General features: G+C 72.8%; 15 protein-coding genes and 1 riboswitch. Of the genes, 11 read left to right on the top strand and 4 right to left on the bottom strand.

Annotated elements, in window-relative coordinates; genetic code table 11:
* Positions 1–22: 22 nt before the first annotated feature.
* The 3 genes from ACFW1I_RS15930 to ACFW1I_RS15920 form a co-directional block, all read right to left on the bottom strand.
* Positions 23–730: a DUF5995 family protein gene (locus ACFW1I_RS15930; protein WP_384670137.1), complete on the bottom strand. Its 708-nt coding sequence runs from the start codon at positions 728–730 to the stop codon at positions 23–25.
* Positions 731–803: 73 nt separating this feature from the next.
* Complete coding sequence (locus ACFW1I_RS15925) at positions 804–2,210, bottom strand: uracil-xanthine permease family protein (protein WP_384670135.1); 1,407 nt, start codon at positions 2,208–2,210, stop codon at positions 804–806.
* A gap of 142 nt (positions 2,211–2,352) precedes the next feature.
* The gene (locus tag ACFW1I_RS15920; RefSeq protein WP_384670133.1) at positions 2,353–3,573 is read right to left on the bottom strand and encodes an MFS transporter; all 1,221 of its coding nucleotides are present in this window, start codon (positions 3,571–3,573) and stop codon (positions 2,353–2,355) included.
* A gap of 109 nt (positions 3,574–3,682) precedes the next feature.
* Between ACFW1I_RS15920 and ACFW1I_RS15915 the strand changes: the two genes are divergently transcribed.
* Entirely contained in the window at positions 3,683–4,807 is a 1,125-nt protein-coding gene (locus ACFW1I_RS15915; RefSeq protein WP_384670132.1) for an ROK family transcriptional regulator, read from the top strand.
* A gap of 228 nt (positions 4,808–5,035) precedes the next feature.
* Here ACFW1I_RS15915 and ACFW1I_RS15910 read toward each other — a convergent pair whose 3' ends face one another.
* Positions 5,036–7,405 (bottom strand): chitinase C-terminal domain-containing protein, encoded by a 2,370-nt coding sequence (locus tag ACFW1I_RS15910; RefSeq protein ID WP_384670131.1) that lies wholly within the window; start codon positions 7,403–7,405, stop codon positions 5,036–5,038.
* A 245-nt stretch (positions 7,406–7,650) separates the two neighbouring features.
* Positions 7,651–7,781: riboswitch (FMN riboswitch) on the top strand.
* Positions 7,782–7,953: 172 nt separating this feature from the next.
* On the opposite strand from ACFW1I_RS15910, the gene ribD reads away from it, so the two are divergent.
* From ribD to ACFW1I_RS15860, 10 genes are all read left to right on the top strand, one after another.
* Positions 7,954–9,027 (top strand): bifunctional diaminohydroxyphosphoribosylaminopyrimidine deaminase/5-amino-6-(5-phosphoribosylamino)uracil reductase RibD, encoded by a 1,074-nt coding sequence (gene ribD, locus ACFW1I_RS15905; protein ID WP_384670130.1) that lies wholly within the window; start codon positions 7,954–7,956, stop codon positions 9,025–9,027.
* 2 nt (positions 9,028–9,029) lie between these two features.
* The gene (locus ACFW1I_RS15900) at positions 9,030–9,638 is read left to right on the top strand and encodes a riboflavin synthase (protein ID WP_384670128.1); all 609 of its coding nucleotides are present in this window, start codon (positions 9,030–9,032) and stop codon (positions 9,636–9,638) included.
* A 44-nt stretch (positions 9,639–9,682) separates the two neighbouring features.
* Positions 9,683–10,270: a nicotinamide riboside transporter PnuC gene (locus tag ACFW1I_RS15895; RefSeq protein WP_384670173.1), complete on the top strand. Its 588-nt coding sequence runs from the start codon at positions 9,683–9,685 to the stop codon at positions 10,268–10,270.
* On the top strand, positions 10,267–11,538 hold the full coding sequence (locus ACFW1I_RS15890; RefSeq protein WP_384670127.1) for a bifunctional 3,4-dihydroxy-2-butanone-4-phosphate synthase/GTP cyclohydrolase II: 1,272 nt from the start codon (positions 10,267–10,269) through the stop codon (positions 11,536–11,538). Before ACFW1I_RS15895 ends, ACFW1I_RS15890 begins: the two co-directional genes overlap by 4 nt.
* A gap of 33 nt (positions 11,539–11,571) precedes the next feature.
* A complete protein-coding gene (gene ribH / locus ACFW1I_RS15885; RefSeq protein ID WP_024760819.1) occupies positions 11,572–12,057 on the top strand; it encodes a 6,7-dimethyl-8-ribityllumazine synthase in 486 nt (161 codons plus the stop codon).
* A gap of 35 nt (positions 12,058–12,092) precedes the next feature.
* Positions 12,093–12,374, top strand: a complete 282-nt coding sequence (locus ACFW1I_RS15880) for a phosphoribosyl-ATP diphosphatase (protein WP_030493648.1) — start codon at positions 12,093–12,095, stop codon at positions 12,372–12,374.
* Between the two features lie 52 nt (positions 12,375–12,426).
* Positions 12,427–13,275 (top strand): ATP phosphoribosyltransferase, encoded by an 849-nt coding sequence (gene hisG / locus ACFW1I_RS15875; RefSeq protein WP_384670124.1) that lies wholly within the window; start codon positions 12,427–12,429, stop codon positions 13,273–13,275.
* Positions 13,276–13,312: 37 nt separating this feature from the next.
* Positions 13,313–13,765, top strand: a complete 453-nt coding sequence (locus ACFW1I_RS15870) for a PH domain-containing protein (protein ID WP_384670123.1) — start codon at positions 13,313–13,315, stop codon at positions 13,763–13,765.
* A 244-nt stretch (positions 13,766–14,009) separates the two neighbouring features.
* Positions 14,010–15,347 (top strand): hemolysin family protein, encoded by a 1,338-nt coding sequence (locus ACFW1I_RS15865; protein ID WP_384670121.1) that lies wholly within the window; start codon positions 14,010–14,012, stop codon positions 15,345–15,347.
* Positions 15,344–16,402, top strand: coding sequence for a hemolysin family protein (locus tag ACFW1I_RS15860; RefSeq protein WP_384670120.1), 1,059 nt, complete (start codon positions 15,344–15,346; stop codon positions 16,400–16,402). Before ACFW1I_RS15865 ends, ACFW1I_RS15860 begins: the two co-directional genes overlap by 4 nt.

The raw sequence follows: 16,402 nt of genomic DNA, 5'->3' as shown, positions 1-16,402 counted from the left end.
CGCCAGGCCCCGACGGGCGGTCCTACGGGCGGGTGAGCGGGGTGAGCAGCATCCGCCCCACCAGGCCCACCGAGCGGTCGAGCCGCTCGGTGAACTCGCCGGCGAGCCCCGGCAGCGCCCGCAGCTGCCACAGCGAGCGGGCGGCCAGCCAGGCCCCGTCGCGGGCCCGGTCCAGGCTCCAGCAGCCGAGCAGATGCGTCAGCGGGTCCGCGACCTCCAGGAGGTCCGGGCCCGGCATCAGCTCCTCGCGGATCCGCTCCTCCAGGAGGACGAGGACGTCGCCGACCCGGTCGAACTCGTCCTCCAGGTCGGCGGGACCGCACTCCAGGGTGGAGCAGGCGTCGACCACGGCGAGCGCCAGGTCGTGCCCGATGTGGGCGTTGATCCCGGCGAGCGCGAACTGGAGCGGGGTGACGCCGGGGTGGCGGCGGTAGTGGAAGAGGGGCCGCCAGCAGGCCGGGCCGGGGACGCCGGACGCGTGGGCGTCGACGGCGGCGAGATAGCGCTCGGCGAAGCGCACGTCCAGGGTGGCGGCGGCCCGCCGGTCCCCGAAGGCGCCCGCCTCGATGGCGTGGCCGATCTCCTCGGTGACCGTCAGGTACACCCGGTTGAAGACGGCGACCCCGTCGGCCGGGTGCCAGGCCGCCCGCAGCGACCGCATCCGGTCCACCACGGGGTCGACCGCCACGAACTGCCCGATCCGATCGTCCGTCCACTGGGTCTGCGCCATGGGGGCAGACTTCCAGCCGCCGGGCCCGGGAGGGAGTCCCTGCGGCCCGGCTTCGCCGGAACGGGCGAATACCTCAGTTCTTCGCCGTGTCGCCGGAGCCCTTCTCGTAGGAGCTGGTGCCGGCGTCCAGCAGCGGCTCCTGCTCCGTGGGGGCGGCCTTGAGGTGTGCCGGGGCGAAGGCGCGCAGCACGTGGTAGCCGGTGATGACGACGATGGTGCCCAGTGCGATGCCGCCGAGCTCGAAGGTGTCGGTGAAGGTCAGCTTCACGCCGCCGACGCCGATGATGATGCCTGCGGCGGCCGGGACGAGGTTGAGCGGGTTGCGCAGGTCGACCTTGGCGTTGATCCAGATCTGGGCGCCGAGCAGGCCGATCATGCCGTAGAGGATGACGGTGATGCCGCCGAGGACGCCGCCGGGGATGGCGGCGACGACCGCGCCGAACTTGGGGCAGAGGCCGAAGAGCAGCGCGAAGCCGGCGGCGGCCCAGTAGGCGGCCGTGGAGTAGACGCGGGTGGCGGCCATGACGCCGATGTTCTCGGAGTAGGTGGTGTTCGGCGGGCCGCCCAGGGCGGTGGAGAGCATCGAGGCGGCGCCGTCGGCGGCGATCGCGGTGCCCAGCTTGTCGTCGAGGTCGTCGCCGGTCATCTCGCCGACCGCCTTCACGTGGCCGGCGTTCTCGGCGATCAGGGCGATGACGACGGGCAGCGCGACCAGGATCGCGGACCACTCGAAGCTGGGGCCGTGGAAGGAGGGCAGGCCGATCCAGTCGGCCTTGCCGACGCCGGAGAGGTCGAGCCGCCAGTGGTCGGTGACCTCGCCGCCCGGGGACATCGAGTGGATCTTCCCGAAGACCAGGTCGAAGACCCAGGAGATCGCGTAGCCGAAGACCAGGCCGAGGAAGATCGCGATCCGGGACCAGAAGCCGCGCAGACAGACCACGGCCAGGCCGGTGAAGAGCATCACCAGGAGCGCCGTCCACTGGTCCTGCGGCCAGTAGGTGGAGGCGGTCACCGGCGCCAGGTTGAAGCCGATCAGCATGACGACGGCGCCGGTCACCACCGGCGGCATCGCCGCGTGGATGATCCGCGCGCCGAACCGCCGCACGGCGAGACCGGCGAGGAAGAGCACCGCGCCGACCACGAGGACGGCGCCGGTGACGGTGGCGCTGCTGCCGCCGGAGGCCCGGATCGCGGCGGCCACGCCGACGAAGGAGAGCGAGCAGCCGAGGTACGAGGGGACCGTGCCGCGGGTCGCGAGCAGGAAGATGACCGTGGCGACGCCGGACATCATGATCGCGAGGTTCGGGTCGAGGCCCATCAGCACCGGGGCGACGAAGCTCGCCCCGAACATGGCGACCACGTGCTGTGCGCCGAGCCCGGCGGTACGGGGCCAGGAGAGCCGCTCGTCGGGCCGGACGACGGCCCCGGGGGCGGGCGTTCTCCCGTCCCCGTGCAGGGTCCAGCGCACGCCGAGGTTCATGAGGTCGCTCCCGTTCTCCGGTTCCGGCGGCCGTGTCGGGCCGTGGTGCCGGACCGTCGTGTCATGGCCGTAAAAGATCAGCCATATGGTATGCGCCGGAACCGGCCGGGGGAGGGGGTGCGGCAGCGCCTTCGGTGCCGGCTCAGCCGACCGGGCCCGCGCTCTTCGCCGCGTCCGTGCCGGCGGGCGCCGCCGAGGCCGCGCGCGGGGCGGTCCGCAGCACGCCCGCGCCGAGCACCAGGCCGAAGGCGAGCGCGGTGACCAGGCCGAACGAGAAGACCAGCGAGGTGGCGTCGGCGATGCCGCCGATCGCGGAGGGGGCGATCAGGCCGGAGGTGTACGTGATGGTGGCGACGCCCGCGATGGCCTGGCTCGGGTTCGGGCCGCTGCGCGCGGCGGCGGCGAAGGCGAGCGGGACGACGACCGCGACCCCGAGGCCGATCAGCCCGAATCCGGCCATCGCGGCGGCGGCGTTCGGGGCGAGGACGACCAGGATCCCGCCGAGGGTGGCGGCCGTGCCGCCGACCCGTACGGTGCGGACCGCGCCGAAGCGGTCCACGACCCGGTCGCCGACCAGCCGGGCCAGCGCCATGGTGAGCGCGAAGGCGGTGGTGGAGGCGGCGGCGAGACCGGCCGAGCCGCCCAGCTCGTCGCGGAGGTAGACGGCCGACCAGTCGAGGCTGGCCCCCTCGGCGAAGACCGCGCAGAAGCCGATGGCACCGATGACCAGGGCCGACTTCGGCGGCAGCGCGAAGCGCGGCGGGGCCTCTTCCTCCTCGGTGGGCGCCGGGTCCAGGACGCCCTGGCAGAGGGCGAGGCCCAGGGCGGTGAGGACCAGCGCGGCGACCAGGTGGTGCAGCCGGGCGTCGCCGCCGAGGTGGGCTGCGACGGTGCCGGCCGCCGAGCCGAGCAGCGCGCCCACGCTCCACATGCCGTGCAGGCTGGACATGATCGAGCGGCCGAGCCGGTTCTCGGTCTCGACGCCGAGCGCGTTCATCGCCACGTCGGACATGCCCGCCGTGGCGCCGTAGACGAAGAGCGCCGCGCACAGGCCCCAGATGTTCGGGGCGAGCGAGGGCAGGGTGAGCGAGAGGGTCCACAGCGCGAGCAGGCCGCGCAGGGCGGTGCGGGCGCCGAAGCGGTGGCTGATCCGGCCGGCCAGCGGCATCGCGAGCGAGGCGCCGAGGGCGGGGAAGGCGAGCGCCAGGCCGAGCTGGCCGGCACTGACCCCGGCGTGCTCCTGGATCCAGGGGATCCGGGTGGCGAAGCTGCCGGTGACGGCGCCGTGCACGCAGAAGACGGCGGCGACGGCGAAGCGGGCCCGCCGGAGCCGCTCGGAGCTGAGGACGGTCTCCGCCGTCATGGTGTCCCTCCCGGAGTCGCGTGGTGTGGGCGTAAACTATCAGGAACCCTGCCTGATAAATAGTGGTCCGGAGAGAAGCCGGCGGGGAAGCGTCTGAGAGGATCACCGCATGGCCGCATCCCCGAGCACCGCCCGGGCCATCAACGACCGGCTCGCCCTGCGCCTGCTCCAGGACGAGGGCCCGTTGACGGCAGCCCAGCTCAAGACCCTCACCGGGCTCTCCCGGCCCACCGTCGCCGACCTCGTCGAGCGGCTCAGCGGCTCGGGCCTGGTGCACGTCGTCGGCGAGGCCGGCGCCGAACGCCGCGGCCCCAACGCCAAGCTGTACGGGCTCGTCGCCGAGCGCGCCCACCTCGCCGCGCTCGACGTCCGCACCCGGTCGGTCTCCGTCACCGTCACCGACCTGCTCGGCACCCCGCTCGCCGAGGCGGCCGCCCCGGTCGGCGAGGACGCCGGCACCGGCCCCGCCGTCGAGAAGGCGGTCGCCCTCCTGGAGCGCACCGCGCGGGAGGCGGGCGTCGAGCGGCTGCACACCGTCGCCGTCGGCGCCCCCGGCCTGATCGACCCGGCCACCGGCGAACTCCGCGACTCCACCGGACTGCCCGCCTGGCACCGCCGGCTCGTCGCCGTGCTCCAGGAACGGCTCCCCGCCCATGTGCTCGTCGAGAACGAGACCAACCTCGCCGCCGTCGCCGAGCTGCGCGAGGGCGCGGCCCGGGGCCGCGAGGACTTCGTCCTGCTCTGGCTCGGCCAGGGCGTGGGCGCCGCCGTCGTCCTCGGCGGGCGGGTGCGCCGCGGCGCCTCCGGCGGCGCCGGCGAGATCGGCTTCCTGCCGGTGCCCGGCACCTCCGGGCTGCCCTCGTCGACCGGCTGCGACGGCGGCTTCCACGAGCTGGTGAGCACCGTGGCCCTCGCGGCCCTCGCCGCCGAGCACGGCCTCGACCCGGCCGGCGCCCTCGCCTCCGGGCACACCGCCTTCCTCGACGCCTGCGCCCGCCGGCTCGCCGTCGGCGCGGCGGCCGTCGCCTCCGTCCTGGACCCGGGCTGCGTGGTCCTCGCCGGCGAGACCGGCCACCAGGGCGGTCCGGATCTCGCCGCCCGCGTCGAGGCGGAGCTGGCCGCGCTCTCCCCGCTGCGCACCGAGGTGCGCGCCACCACCCTCGGCGACACGGCCGTCCTGCGCGGCGCGCTGCTGCGCGCCCGGGACACGGCGCAGGACGCGCTCTTCCCGTAAGCCCGCAGGCCCGCAGGCCCGCAGGCCCGCAAGCCCGTAAGCCCGCAGGCCCGCAAGTCCGTGAGCCCGTCGTCCCCGGCCCGGCGACCGAGAGCCGGCGGAACGCCGACCGCGCCGCGCCCCGGACAGGGGCCGGCCCCACCCCCCCCCCGGCGGCGGTGGCCCGGCGGCGGCCAAGGGCCGTGAGACCGCCGCCGGGGGTCTTTCAGGAGGGGTTCGGAGAGGGGATCAGCAGGCGCCCAGGTCCTGCCAGACGCCCCACTCGCCGGTCGTGCCCGGCTCCTCGTTCTGGGTCCACCACTTGGCCTTCCACTTGCGGCTCTTGTGGGAGACCTCGTTGCCCGCGTTGTAGACCTGGCCGGCCACGTACGCCGGGGCGGTGCAGCCTGCGGGCGGCGTCGTCGACGGGGTGGTCGGGGGAGTGGTCGGCGGGGTCGTCGGCGGCGTGGTGGGCGGGGTGGTCGGCGGCGTGGTGCCCGTGCCGGGCTCCACCGTCGTCGTGCCGCGCGCCAGGTCGCCGGCGAGGGCGTACGTGGTGCCGTTGATGTTCACCGTCCAGTTGGAGGGGGTGGACACCGGCAGGTAGTAGTTGAACGAGAGCTCGACCGTCGCGCCGGGGGCCAGCGTCTGCCAGGCCGGGAGCTTCAGCGAGACCCGGTGGAAGTCGCCCTTCAGGCCGCCCACGTTGGAGCCCGTGTGGTCGCTGCTGATGACCTTGGTGCCGAAGCCGGACTGGTCGGAGGCGTTGGCCGGGGCCGAGGTGCCGTAGTCGAACTGGAACTCCGTGCCGCCGGGCAGCGTGGTGTTCGTCCGGTTGGTGATCTTCACCTTGGGGGTGATCGGGTAGTTCGAGTCGCCCAGCTTGAACTCGGTGAAGGCGGTCTCGATGTTCACGGCCTGGGTCGGCAGCGCCTTGTTCGACTTCTTGGCGCCGTAGGGGGTGGCGGCCTTGAACTTGTCGTACATCAGCGAGGTGAGCGTGGAGCCCATCTCGTACTGGCCCTTGGCGGCGTTCCAGGAGTAGTCGCCGGCCATCTCCCAGACCATGGTGCCGCCGATGCCGCGGTCGACCACGTAGTCGGCCTTGGCGGCCACGGACTGCTCGTCCTCGGTGGAGAGGAAGACCTTCTTCTCGGCGTTCCACAGCCACGGCGCGACCAGGGTCGAGTCGTACTTGCGGGCGTAGGTGCCGGTCAGGGTGGTGTTCGCCGGGAAGCCGTACTGGGTGACGTAGTCGCCGACGATCCCCTTCTCCAGGTTCTTGGCGTGCCACATCGGGTTGGAGCCGGCGGGCGACTCGTTGCCCGCGGTGTCCTTGTCGTGCCACAGGTTGTCGATGCCGACGGCACCGTCACCGCACTTGGTCAGGCCGGCGCCGGCCGGGCAGGTGGCCGCGGTGGCCTTGCCCCAGAGGCCGTCGGTCCCGCCCTGCACGTTCTTGTGGCCGCGGGTGTAGTAGGGCAGGCCGATGTTGATCCGGCCGGCCGGCATCGAGCCGCGGAAGTAGTGGTAGGCCCAGTCGGTGTTGAGGTAGCCGATCCCGCCGTACTGGGACGAGCCGTAGACGTTGGCGGCGGCGAGCTCGCCGTCCTTGCCGTCGTCGAAGAGCGAGGCGTTCGGGCCGACGTACTCGTTCCAGGCGCCGTGCAGGTCGTACGACATGATGTTGACGTAGTCCAGGTACTTCTGGACCTGGAAGGTCTCCATGCCGCGCAGCAGGTAGCCGGAGGACGGGGCGGCGACGGTGAGCATGTAGTGCTTGCCGTCGGTGGCGCCCGCCGCGTCGAGCTTCTCGCGCAGGGTCTTCATGAGGGCCGCGTAGCCCTGGACCAGGCCGGCGCGGCGCGCGTTGGCGAAGGTCCAGTCGAGCGGGTTGCCCGCGTCCTTCATGGTGGTCGGGTACTCGTAGTCGATGTCGACGCCGTTGAACCCGTACTTCCGGATGAAGTCGACCGCAGAGGTGGCGAAGGTGTCGATGCCGGCCTGGTTGACCGAGCCGTCGGCGTTGGTGGCCATCGAGTAGAAGCCGCCGGAGTCCACCCGGTCGCCGTTGTCGGCGAAGTAGCCGCCGGTCTCGGCCCAGCCGCCGACCGAGATCAGCGTCTTGACGTCGGGGTGCTGCTTCTTGAACTTGTTCAGCAGGTTGAAGTGGCCCTTGTAGGGGAGGGCCGGGTCCATCTCGGCGCCCGCCACGCCGGGCCAGGTCATGCCCGTGGCGGCGTTCTCCGGACCGTCCGTGCCGACCGAGAGCTTGTTGTCGCCGCCGATGTGGCCGAAGGCGTAGTTGATGTGGGTGATCTTGTCCCACGGGATGTCCTTGGCGAGGTACGCCGGCTGGCCGTTCTTTCCGGTGCGCCAGCCCGTGAAGTAGCCGATGACGCGGCGCTGGTGGTCGGCGCCCATCTTCTCGCGGCCCTCGGTGTCGTAGACCGAGCAGTACGGGACGTCGACGCCGGGGGTCTTGTACAGGCCGTCGGGGCGACAGCTCTCGTTGTCGGCGGCGTACGAGACGCCGCCCGCGAGCGAGCTGAGCAGCAGGCCGGCGACGGCGGCACCGGACGCGAGCAGCGACGCTCTCTTGGTCGTGGGGGACAGCACGATCAGGTCCTCCTCGGGGAGGGTGAAGAAACACGCAACGAACAAGGGGGTGGTACGTGTTGGGCCCGAGGCGTGCGCACACCGGCGGGCCGTTCCGCGGAGGTGACACGGACATTAAGAGGACTAGACCAGTGCGTCAATAGGTCTGGACCAACCGGGATTCCCGTGGGATCGTGTGAGTCATCGCACAGGGTTCGTGTGCATGCCCGTTGACAGGGCGTGGCACACTGGCCGTGTATCAGCAGCAGCGCACTCCGGGGTCGGTGTAATTCCGAACCGGCGGTATAGTCCGCGACCCGTCCGCAAGCCAGCGGCCGGTTGACCAGGTGAGATTCCTGGACCGACGGTGAAAGTCCGGATGGGAGGCAGTGCGCGGCGGGCGACCCCTGACAGGGGTGTGCCGGCCGTACGTCCGCTGGTGGCCGCTTTCCGTCGGCGCACCCGTGGATCTCCGGCCGTACCGGCATACCCCCTGCGTAGCGTCGTACCCGCTCTCTGTCGTCATCGACAGGCCCCGGAGTCCGTGCCCGAAGAGGCAGGAGGACCCGGTGGCCCAGCAGGCCGACATCACCGCCATGCGACGCGCCGTCGAGCTCGCCGCGCGCGGTCTCGGCGCCACCAGCCCCAACCCGGTCGTCGGGTGCGTCGTCACCGACGCCTCCGGACACCAGGTCGGCGAGGGCTGGCACCAGCGCGCCGGCGGCCCCCACGCCGAGGTCCACGCCCTGCGCGAGGCCGGAGTCCTGGCCCGCGGCGGCACCGCGTACGTCACCCTCGAACCCTGCAACCACACCGGCCGCACCGGCCCGTGCGCCCAGGCCCTGATCGAGGCCGGGATCAGCCGGGTCGTGTACGCGGTCGGCGACCCGAACCCGCAGGCCACGGGCGGCGCCGACACCCTCCGCGCCGCCGGTGTCGAGGTCGAGGGCGGCCTCCTGGCCGACGAGGCCGAGGCCGGCAACCTCGCCTGGCTCACCTCCGTCCGCACCGGCCGCCCCTTCGTCCGCTGGAAGTACGCCGCCACGCTCGACGGCCGGACCGCCGCCGCCGACGGCACCTCCCGCTGGATCAGCTCGGCCGAGTCCCGCGCCGACGTCCACCGGCTGCGCGCCGAGGCCGACGCCGTCCTGGTCGGCGGCGGCACGCTCCGCGCCGACGACCCCCACCTCGCCGTTCGCGGCATCGAGGGCGTCACCCAGCCGCTGCGGATCGCCCTCGACACCCACGCCGGACTGCTGCCCACCGCCCGGATCCTCGACGACGCCGCACCCACCCTGCTGGTCGTCGGCGAGGACGCCGACACCCGGCACCTGCCCGGCGTCGAACTCCTCCGGCTGCCCCTGCACGACGGCCGCATCGGCGTGCACGAACTGCTCACCCAGCTGTACGCGCGCGGCATCCGCTCCGTCCTCCTCGAAGGCGGCCCCACCCTCGCGGGCGCCTTCCTCGCCGCCGGGGCCGTCGACCAGGTCGTCGGCTATCTCGCCCCGGTCCTCCTCGGCGCGGGCCCGAACGCCCTCGCCGGAATCACCACCATCACCGAGGCGTTGCGGCTCGACATCACCGAGACCACGCCGATCGGACCCGACCTCCGCATCACCGCCACCCCCAAGGGAGCCTGACCGTGTTCACCGGAATCGTCGAAGAACTGGGCGAGGTCGTCGCCGTCGAGCAGCTGGAGGACGCCTCCCGCTTCCGACTGCGCGGCCCCCTGGTCACGGAAGGCGCCCAGCACGGCGACTCCATCGCCGTCAACGGTGTCTGTCTCACGGTCGTCGAGTTCGGCGACGGCGAGTTCACCGCCGACGTCATGGCCGAGACCCTCAAGCGGTCCAGCCTCGGCGCCCTCGAAGTCGGCTCCCGGGTCAACCTGGAGCGCCCCATGGCCGTCGGCGGCCGCCTCGGCGGCCACATCGTCCAGGGCCACGTGGACGGCACCGGCACCATCCTGGAGCGGACCCCCTCCGAGCACTGGGAACTGGTCAAGGTCGGCCTCCCCGCCCACCTCTCCCGGTACGTCGTCGAGAAGGGCTCGATCACGGTCGACGGCGTCAGCCTCACCGTCGTCGAGGTCGCCGACGACTGGTTCACCATCAGCCTCATCCCGACCACCCTCGACCTGACCACGCTCGGCACCAAGCAGTCCGGCGACCCGGTCAACCTCGAAGTGGACGTCATCGCCAAGTACGTCGAGCGGCTGCTCGGCGCCGACGCCAAGGAGACCGAGAAGTGAACTGGCTCAACTCCGAGGCGTTCGCCGTCCTCGGCCAGCACATCATGTGGTCCGACATGATCGGCAACACGATCGGCCTGATAGCCCTCGCCCTCGGCTGGCGCCGCTCCATCCTCACCTGGCCCGCCCAGCTCCTCTCCGGCCTGATCCTGGTCGGCGCCTACGCCTCCGCGAACCTCGCCGGCGGCGTCGGCAAGCAGCTCCTCGTCATCGGCGTCGCCGCCTGGGGCTGGTGGCAGTGGAACCGCGGGAAGCAGCAGGCTCAGGACGGCTCCATCGCCGTCCGCTTCGCGACCTGGAAGGAGCGCGGCCTCCTCGCGGGCGGCGCCCTCCTCGGCACCCTCGCCGTCGGCGGCCTCTTCACCCTCTACCCGTCGCTCTCCTGGAGCCCGTGGGCCGACGCGTACATCTTCGTCGGCACCCTCGTCGCGATGGTCGCCCAGGCCCGCGGCCTGGTCGAGTTCTGGTTCGCCTGGCTCCTCGTCGACCTCGTCGGCGTCCCGCTCGCCTTCAGCAGCGGCCTCGCCTTCTCCGGCCTGGTCTACGTCGTCTACTTCGCCCTCGTCCTGTGGGGCCTGCGCGACTGGTGGCTCCGGTCCCGCACCCCCGTCCTGGAAGGAGCCCCCGCATGAACGCCTGGGACCTCGATGAGAGCCTCGCCCTCGACCCCGTCGAGCAGGCGATCCGCGACATCGCCGCCGGCCGCCCCGTGGTCGTCGTCGACGACGAGGACCGCGAGAACGAGGGCGACCTCGTCATCGCCGCCGAGAAGGCCACCCCCGAGGTCGTCGCCTTCATGATGAGCGAGTGCCGCGGCCTGATCTGCGCCCCCATGGAGCACGACGAGCTGGAGCGGCTCCGCCTCCCGCAGATGGTCGACCACAACACCGAGTCGATGCGGACGGCCTTCACCGTCTCCGTCGACGCGGGCCCCGAGCACGGCGTCACCACCGGCATCTCCGCCGCCGACCGCGCCACCACCCTCCGGATGCTCGCGAGCGGCCGGCACGAGCCCGCCGACTTCGTCCGCCCCGGCCACATCTTCCCGCTGCGCGCCCGCGAGGGCGGCGTCCTCGCCCGCCCCGGCCACACCGAGGCCGCGGTCGACCTGGCCCGCCTGGCCGGCCTCCGCCCGGCCGGCGCGATCGTCGAGATCGCCGGCGAGGACGGCGTGATGCTCCGCCTGCCCGAGCTCGTCCCCTTCGCCCGCAAGCACGGCCTGACGATCATCTCCATCGAGGACCTGATCGCCTACCGCCGCTCCGCCGAGCCCACCGTCCGCCGCGAGGCCGAGGTCCACCTCCCCACCGCCCACGGCGACTTCACCGCCTACGGCTACCGCTCCACCGTCGACGGCGTCGAGCACGTCGCCCTCGTCCACGGCGAGATCGGCGACGGCGCCGACGTCCTCGTCCGGGTCCACTCCGAATGCCTCACCGGCGACGTCTTCCACTCGCTGCGCTGCGACTGCGGCCCCCAGCTCCAGGCGTCCATGGACCGCATCCAGGAAGCCGGCCGCGGCGTCGTCGTCTACCTCCGCGGCCACGAGGGACGCGGCATCGGCCTGCTCTCCAAGCTGCGCGCGTACGAACTCCAGGAACGCGGCCGCGACACCCTCGACGCCAACCTCGAACTCGGCCTGCCCGCCGACGCCCGCGACTACGCGGCCGGCGCGCAGATCCTCGCCGACCTCGGCGTCCGCAGCCTCCGCCTGATGACCAACAACCCCGACAAGATCGACGCCCTCACCCGCCACGGCCTCGCCGTCGAGGGCCGCGAGCCGATGCCCGTCACGGCCGGCGAGCACAACCTCCGCTACCTGCGCACCAAGCGGGACCGGATGGGCCACGACCTGCCCTGGCTGGACGGCTCCCCGGCCCCCACCTGCGGCAACCAGTAACCCCGATCGTTTTCGCACCGAGCAAGGAGAACCATGAGCGGCAAGGGCGCACCCGTCCTCAGCGTGAAGAACTGCGGCGACCTGCGGGTCGCGGTCATCGCGGCCCAGTGGCACGAGAAGATCATGGACGGCCTGGTGGACGGCGCCCTGCGCGCCCTGTCCGAACTCGGCATCGACGAGCCCACCCTGCTCCGCGTCCCCGGCAGCTTCGAGCTCCCGGTCGTGGCCAAGGTGCTGGCCGGCCGCGGCTACGATGCCATCGTGGCGCTCGGCGTCGTCATCCGCGGCGGAACGCCGCACTTCGAGTACGTGTGCCAGGGCGTCACCCACGGCCTCACCCAGGTCTCGATCGACACCGGCGTACCCGTCGGATTCGGCGTCCTCACCGTCGACAACGAGGAACAGGCGCTCGACCGCGCCGGCCTCGAAGGCTCCTCCGAGGACAAGGGCCACGAGGCGGTCACCGCCGCCGTCGCCACCGCCACCACGCTGCGCACGGTCAGCGAACCCTGGCGCTGATGAGCGGACCCTCACCCCGTACTCTTAGGACCATCATGGCGAACGAAACCCGCAAGAGCTTCGAAGAGCTCTTCGACGAGCTCAAGCTCAAGGCCGAGACCGGCGACCCCGCCACCTCCCGCACCGCGGAACTGGTCGGCAAGGGCGTCCATGCCATCGGCAAGAAGGTCGTCGAGGAGGCCGCAGAGGTCTGGATGGCCGCCGAGTACGAGGGCAAGGAAGCCGCCGCCGAGGAGATCTCGCAGCTGCTGTACCACGTCCAGGTGATGATGGTCGCCCGCGGGATCTCCCTCGACGACGTCTACGCCCACCTCTGAGCCCGCACACCCCCAGCTCCCACCACTCTCCCAGGCAAAGGAAGCCCACCCCATGCTGCGCATCGCCGTCCCCAACAAGGGTTCCCTCTCCGGACCTGCGTCGGCCATGCTCCATGAGGCCGGCTACCGCCAGCGCAAGGAGTCCAAAGAGCTGGTGGTCATCGACCCCGACAACGAGGTCGAGTTCTTCTACCTGCGGCCGAAGGACATCGCCATCTACGTGGCGTCCGGGAAGCTGGACATCGGCATCACCGGCCGTGACCTGCTCCTCGACTCCGGCGCCAGCGCCGAGGAGATCCTGGCGCTGAACTTCGGCCGCTCCACCTTCCGCTACGCCACCCGCCCGGGCACCGCGAACGGCCCGGAGGACTTCGGCGGCATGACGATCGCCACCTCCTACGAGGGCATCGTCGCCAAGCACCTCGCCGACCAGGGCATCGACGCCTCCGTCGTCCACCTGGACGGCGCCGTCGAGACCGCGATCCAGCTGGGCGTCGCCCAGGTCATCGCCGACGTCGTCGAGACCGGCACCAGCCTGCGCAACGCCGGCCTGGAGGTCATCGGCGAGCCGATCCTGCAGTCCGAGGCGATCGTCGTCCGCCGCCACGGCGCCGAGACCGACCAGCCGCAGGTCCAGCAGTTCCTGCGCCGCCTCCAGGGCGTCCTGGTCGCCCGCAGCTACGTGATGATGGACTACGACTGCCGCGCCGAGCACCTGGAGCAGGCCGTCGCCCTCACCCCGGGCCTGGAGTCGCCGACCATCTCGCCGCTGCACAACGAGGGCTGGGTCGCCGTCCGCGCGATGGTCCCCGCCAAGGAGGCGCAGCGGATCATGGACGACCTGTACGAGATCGGCGCCCGCGCGATCCTCACCACCGCGATCCACGCCTGCCGTCTCTGATCCCCCGCCGCACCACTCCAGGCACCGAGGTACCCCGATGTCCGAGCCGCTCACGCCCGCCCTCCCGGTCACCTTCCGGCCGGGCCGCACCCGCGCCGTCCTGCTGACCGTGGGGCTCGCCATGTTCGTGGCGATCACCGCCGTGGCGCTGATGCTGGAACGGCTCGGACCGGGGGAGCGGGTCAGCTTCGTCTTCACCGCCGCGCTCTTCCTCGGCGTCCTGGTGATGCTGAGCCGCCCCAAGGTCGTCGCCGACGACGAGGGCGTCACGGTCGTCAACATCACCCGCACCCGGCGCCTCGCCTGGGCGGAGATCCTCCGCGTCAACCTCCGTCCCGGCGACCCGTGGGTCTTCCTCGACCTCAGCGACGGCACCAGCCTGCCCGCCCTCGGCATCCAGCCCGGCATCGCCAAGGAGTCCGCCATCAGGGACGCCCGCGCCCTGCGGGCCCTGGCGGACAGCCGCGGCACGGGCACCGAGACGGCCTGAACCCCGGTCCCGGCGTCAGGGTCGGACCCCGGTCCGTCCCCCATCCGGGGCGTCCCCCCTGCCGCGCGGGGCGTCCGCGTGACTACTCTTGAGGCGGTGGTGCCCGGCGCACCACCGCCTCGCGTCGTACAGGGCCGCCGCCGGCGGCCGGCGAGGCCACCCTTCGACCCGAGGAGTGACTCCCTCCGGCAATGGACGGATCGTCCGGTAGTACCTGCGCCGCCCCCTCGTCCGAGGCGGCGGCATGATCGTCTCCCTGCTGCTCCTCCTGGCAGCCTTCCTCCTGATCCTCGCCAACGGCTTCTTCGTCGCCGCCGAGTTCGGTCTCGTGACCGTCGAGCGCGCGGAGGCCGAGCGGGCCGCGGCCGCCGGCGACCGGCGCGCCCGCACCGTCGTCTCGGCGCTGCGCGAACTGTCCTTCCAGCTCTCCGGCACCCAGCTCGGGATCACCCTCACCTCGCTCGTCGTCGGCATGCTCGCCGAGCCCGCGCTCGCCGGACTGCTGAGCGCCCCGCTGGCCGCCACCGGGCTCCCCGCGGGCGCCGCCTCCGGCGTCGCCGTGGTGATCGGCATGCTGCTCGCCTCGGCGGTGCAGATGGTCGTCGGCGAGCTCGTCCCCAAGAACTGGGCGGTCTCCCGGCCGCTCCAGGTCGCCCGCTTCGTCGCCGCCCCGCAGCGCCGCTTCTCGGCCGTCTTCCGGCCGGTCATCGCCCTGCTCAACCGGGTGGCGAACGGACTCGTCCGGGCCCTCGGAGTGGAGCCCACCGACGAGCTGGACTCGGTCCGCACCCCCGGCGAGCTGGAATCGCTCGCCCGGCACTCGGCCCGCGCCGGCGCCCTCGAACAGGACACCGCCGACCTCTTCGTACGGACCCTGTCCCTGGCCGGCCTCACCGCCGAGCAGGTCATGACCCCGCGCGTGAAGGTCAGCGCCCTCCAGTGGGACGCCACCGCGGCCGACGTCCTCAACCTCACCCGCGCCACCGGCCTCTCGCGCTTCCCGGTCTACCGGGACCGCATCGACGAGGTCGTCGGCATGGTCCACCTCAAGGACGCGCTCGCCGTCGCCCCCGACGCCCGCCCGCGGACCTCGGTCGGCCGGATCGCCGTCCCGCCGCTGCTCGTCCCCGAGTCGCTGCCCGTCCAGGCCCTCCTGGAGCGGCTGCGCCGCGAGCAGCCGATCGCCGTCGTCGTCGACGAGTACGGCGGCACGGCCGGCGTGGTCACCCTGGAGGACATCGTCGAGGAACTCGTCGGCGAGGTCCGCGACGAGCACGACACCGCCGCCGACGCCCGCCCCGAGCTGGCCGCCGCGCCCGCCGAGGACGGCCGCCCCGCCTGGGAGGCCGACGGCTCCTGCCGGGTGCACACCCTGCGCCGGATAGGACTCGACGTGCCGGACGGCCCGTACGAGACCGTCGCCGGGCTCGTCGCCGACCTCCTCGGCCGCATCCCCGCCCCCGGCGACCGGGCCGAACTGCCCGGCTGGCGGCTCTCGGTCCGCCGCGTCGACCGGTTCCGGGCCGAACGGGTCCGGATCGTGCGCACCGCCCCGGTGCCGATGGCGGAGGCGGCCCGATGAGCACCCTGCAACTCCTCCTCGCCGTCCTCCTCGTGCTGGCCAACGGCTTCTTCGTCGGCGCCGAGTTCGCGCTCGTCTCCGTCCGCCGCAGCCAGATCGAGCCGCTCGGCGGCGCCCGCGCCGGACAGGTGCTGTACGGCCTGGAGAACCTGCCGCGGATGATGGCCGCCGCCCAGTTCGGCATCACCGTCTGCTCCCTCACCCTGGGCGCGGTCGCCGAACCGACCGTCGCCCACCTCCTGGAGCCGGCCTTCCACGCCGTCGGCGTCGCCGCCGGACTCATCCACCCGCTCGGCTATGTGATCGCCCTCGCCGTGGTCGTCTTCCTCCACCTCGTCATCGGCGAGATGGTCCCGAAGAACCTCGCGATGGCCGCGCCCGAGCGGACCGCGCTCTGGCTCGCCCCCGCCCTGGTCGGCTTCGCCCGGCTCTGCCGGCCCGTGACGGCCGCCCTGGGCGCCTGCTCGCGGCTGGTCCTGAGGGCCTTCCGGGTCGAGCCCAAGGACGAGATCGAGGCCGTCTTCACCAGCGTCCAGCTCGGCCGCCTCGTCGAGGACGCCGGGCAGGCCGGACTCCTCGACCCGGCCGAGCAGGAGCGTCTGGAGGACGCGCTGGAGCTGGGCAGCCGCCCGGTCACCGACGTCCTCATCCCGGCCGCCGCGCTGGTCACCGTCCCGCCGTCGGTCACCCCCCGCCAGATCGAGGAGCTGACCGTGCGGACCGGCTACTCGCGCTTCCCGGTCCGCGCCGAGGGCCGGCACCCGGGCGTCTTCATGGGCTTCGTGCACGTGAAGGACGTCCTGGACCTGGAGGAGCGGGAGCGGGCGGTGCCGCAGCAGCTGTGGCGCCCGATGGCGACGCTCCGCGCCGAGCTGCCGCTCGACGACGCCCTCACGGTGATGCGCCGGGCGGCCACCCACCTCGCGCAGGTGGCCGACGCCTCCGGGCGGATCCTCGGCCTGGTCGCCCTGGAGGACGTCCTGGAGCTGCTGGTGGGCGAGGTGCGCGACCCCGCGCACCGGCTGTCGCCCGCCCCGGCGCCGGTCGCCGGATAA

It is taken from the genome of Streptomyces sp. NPDC058955 (assembly GCF_042741435.1).
Lineage (GTDB): Bacteria > Actinomycetota > Actinomycetes > Streptomycetales > Streptomycetaceae > Streptomyces.
This window is presented reverse-complemented; position numbering and strand designations above follow the sequence as displayed.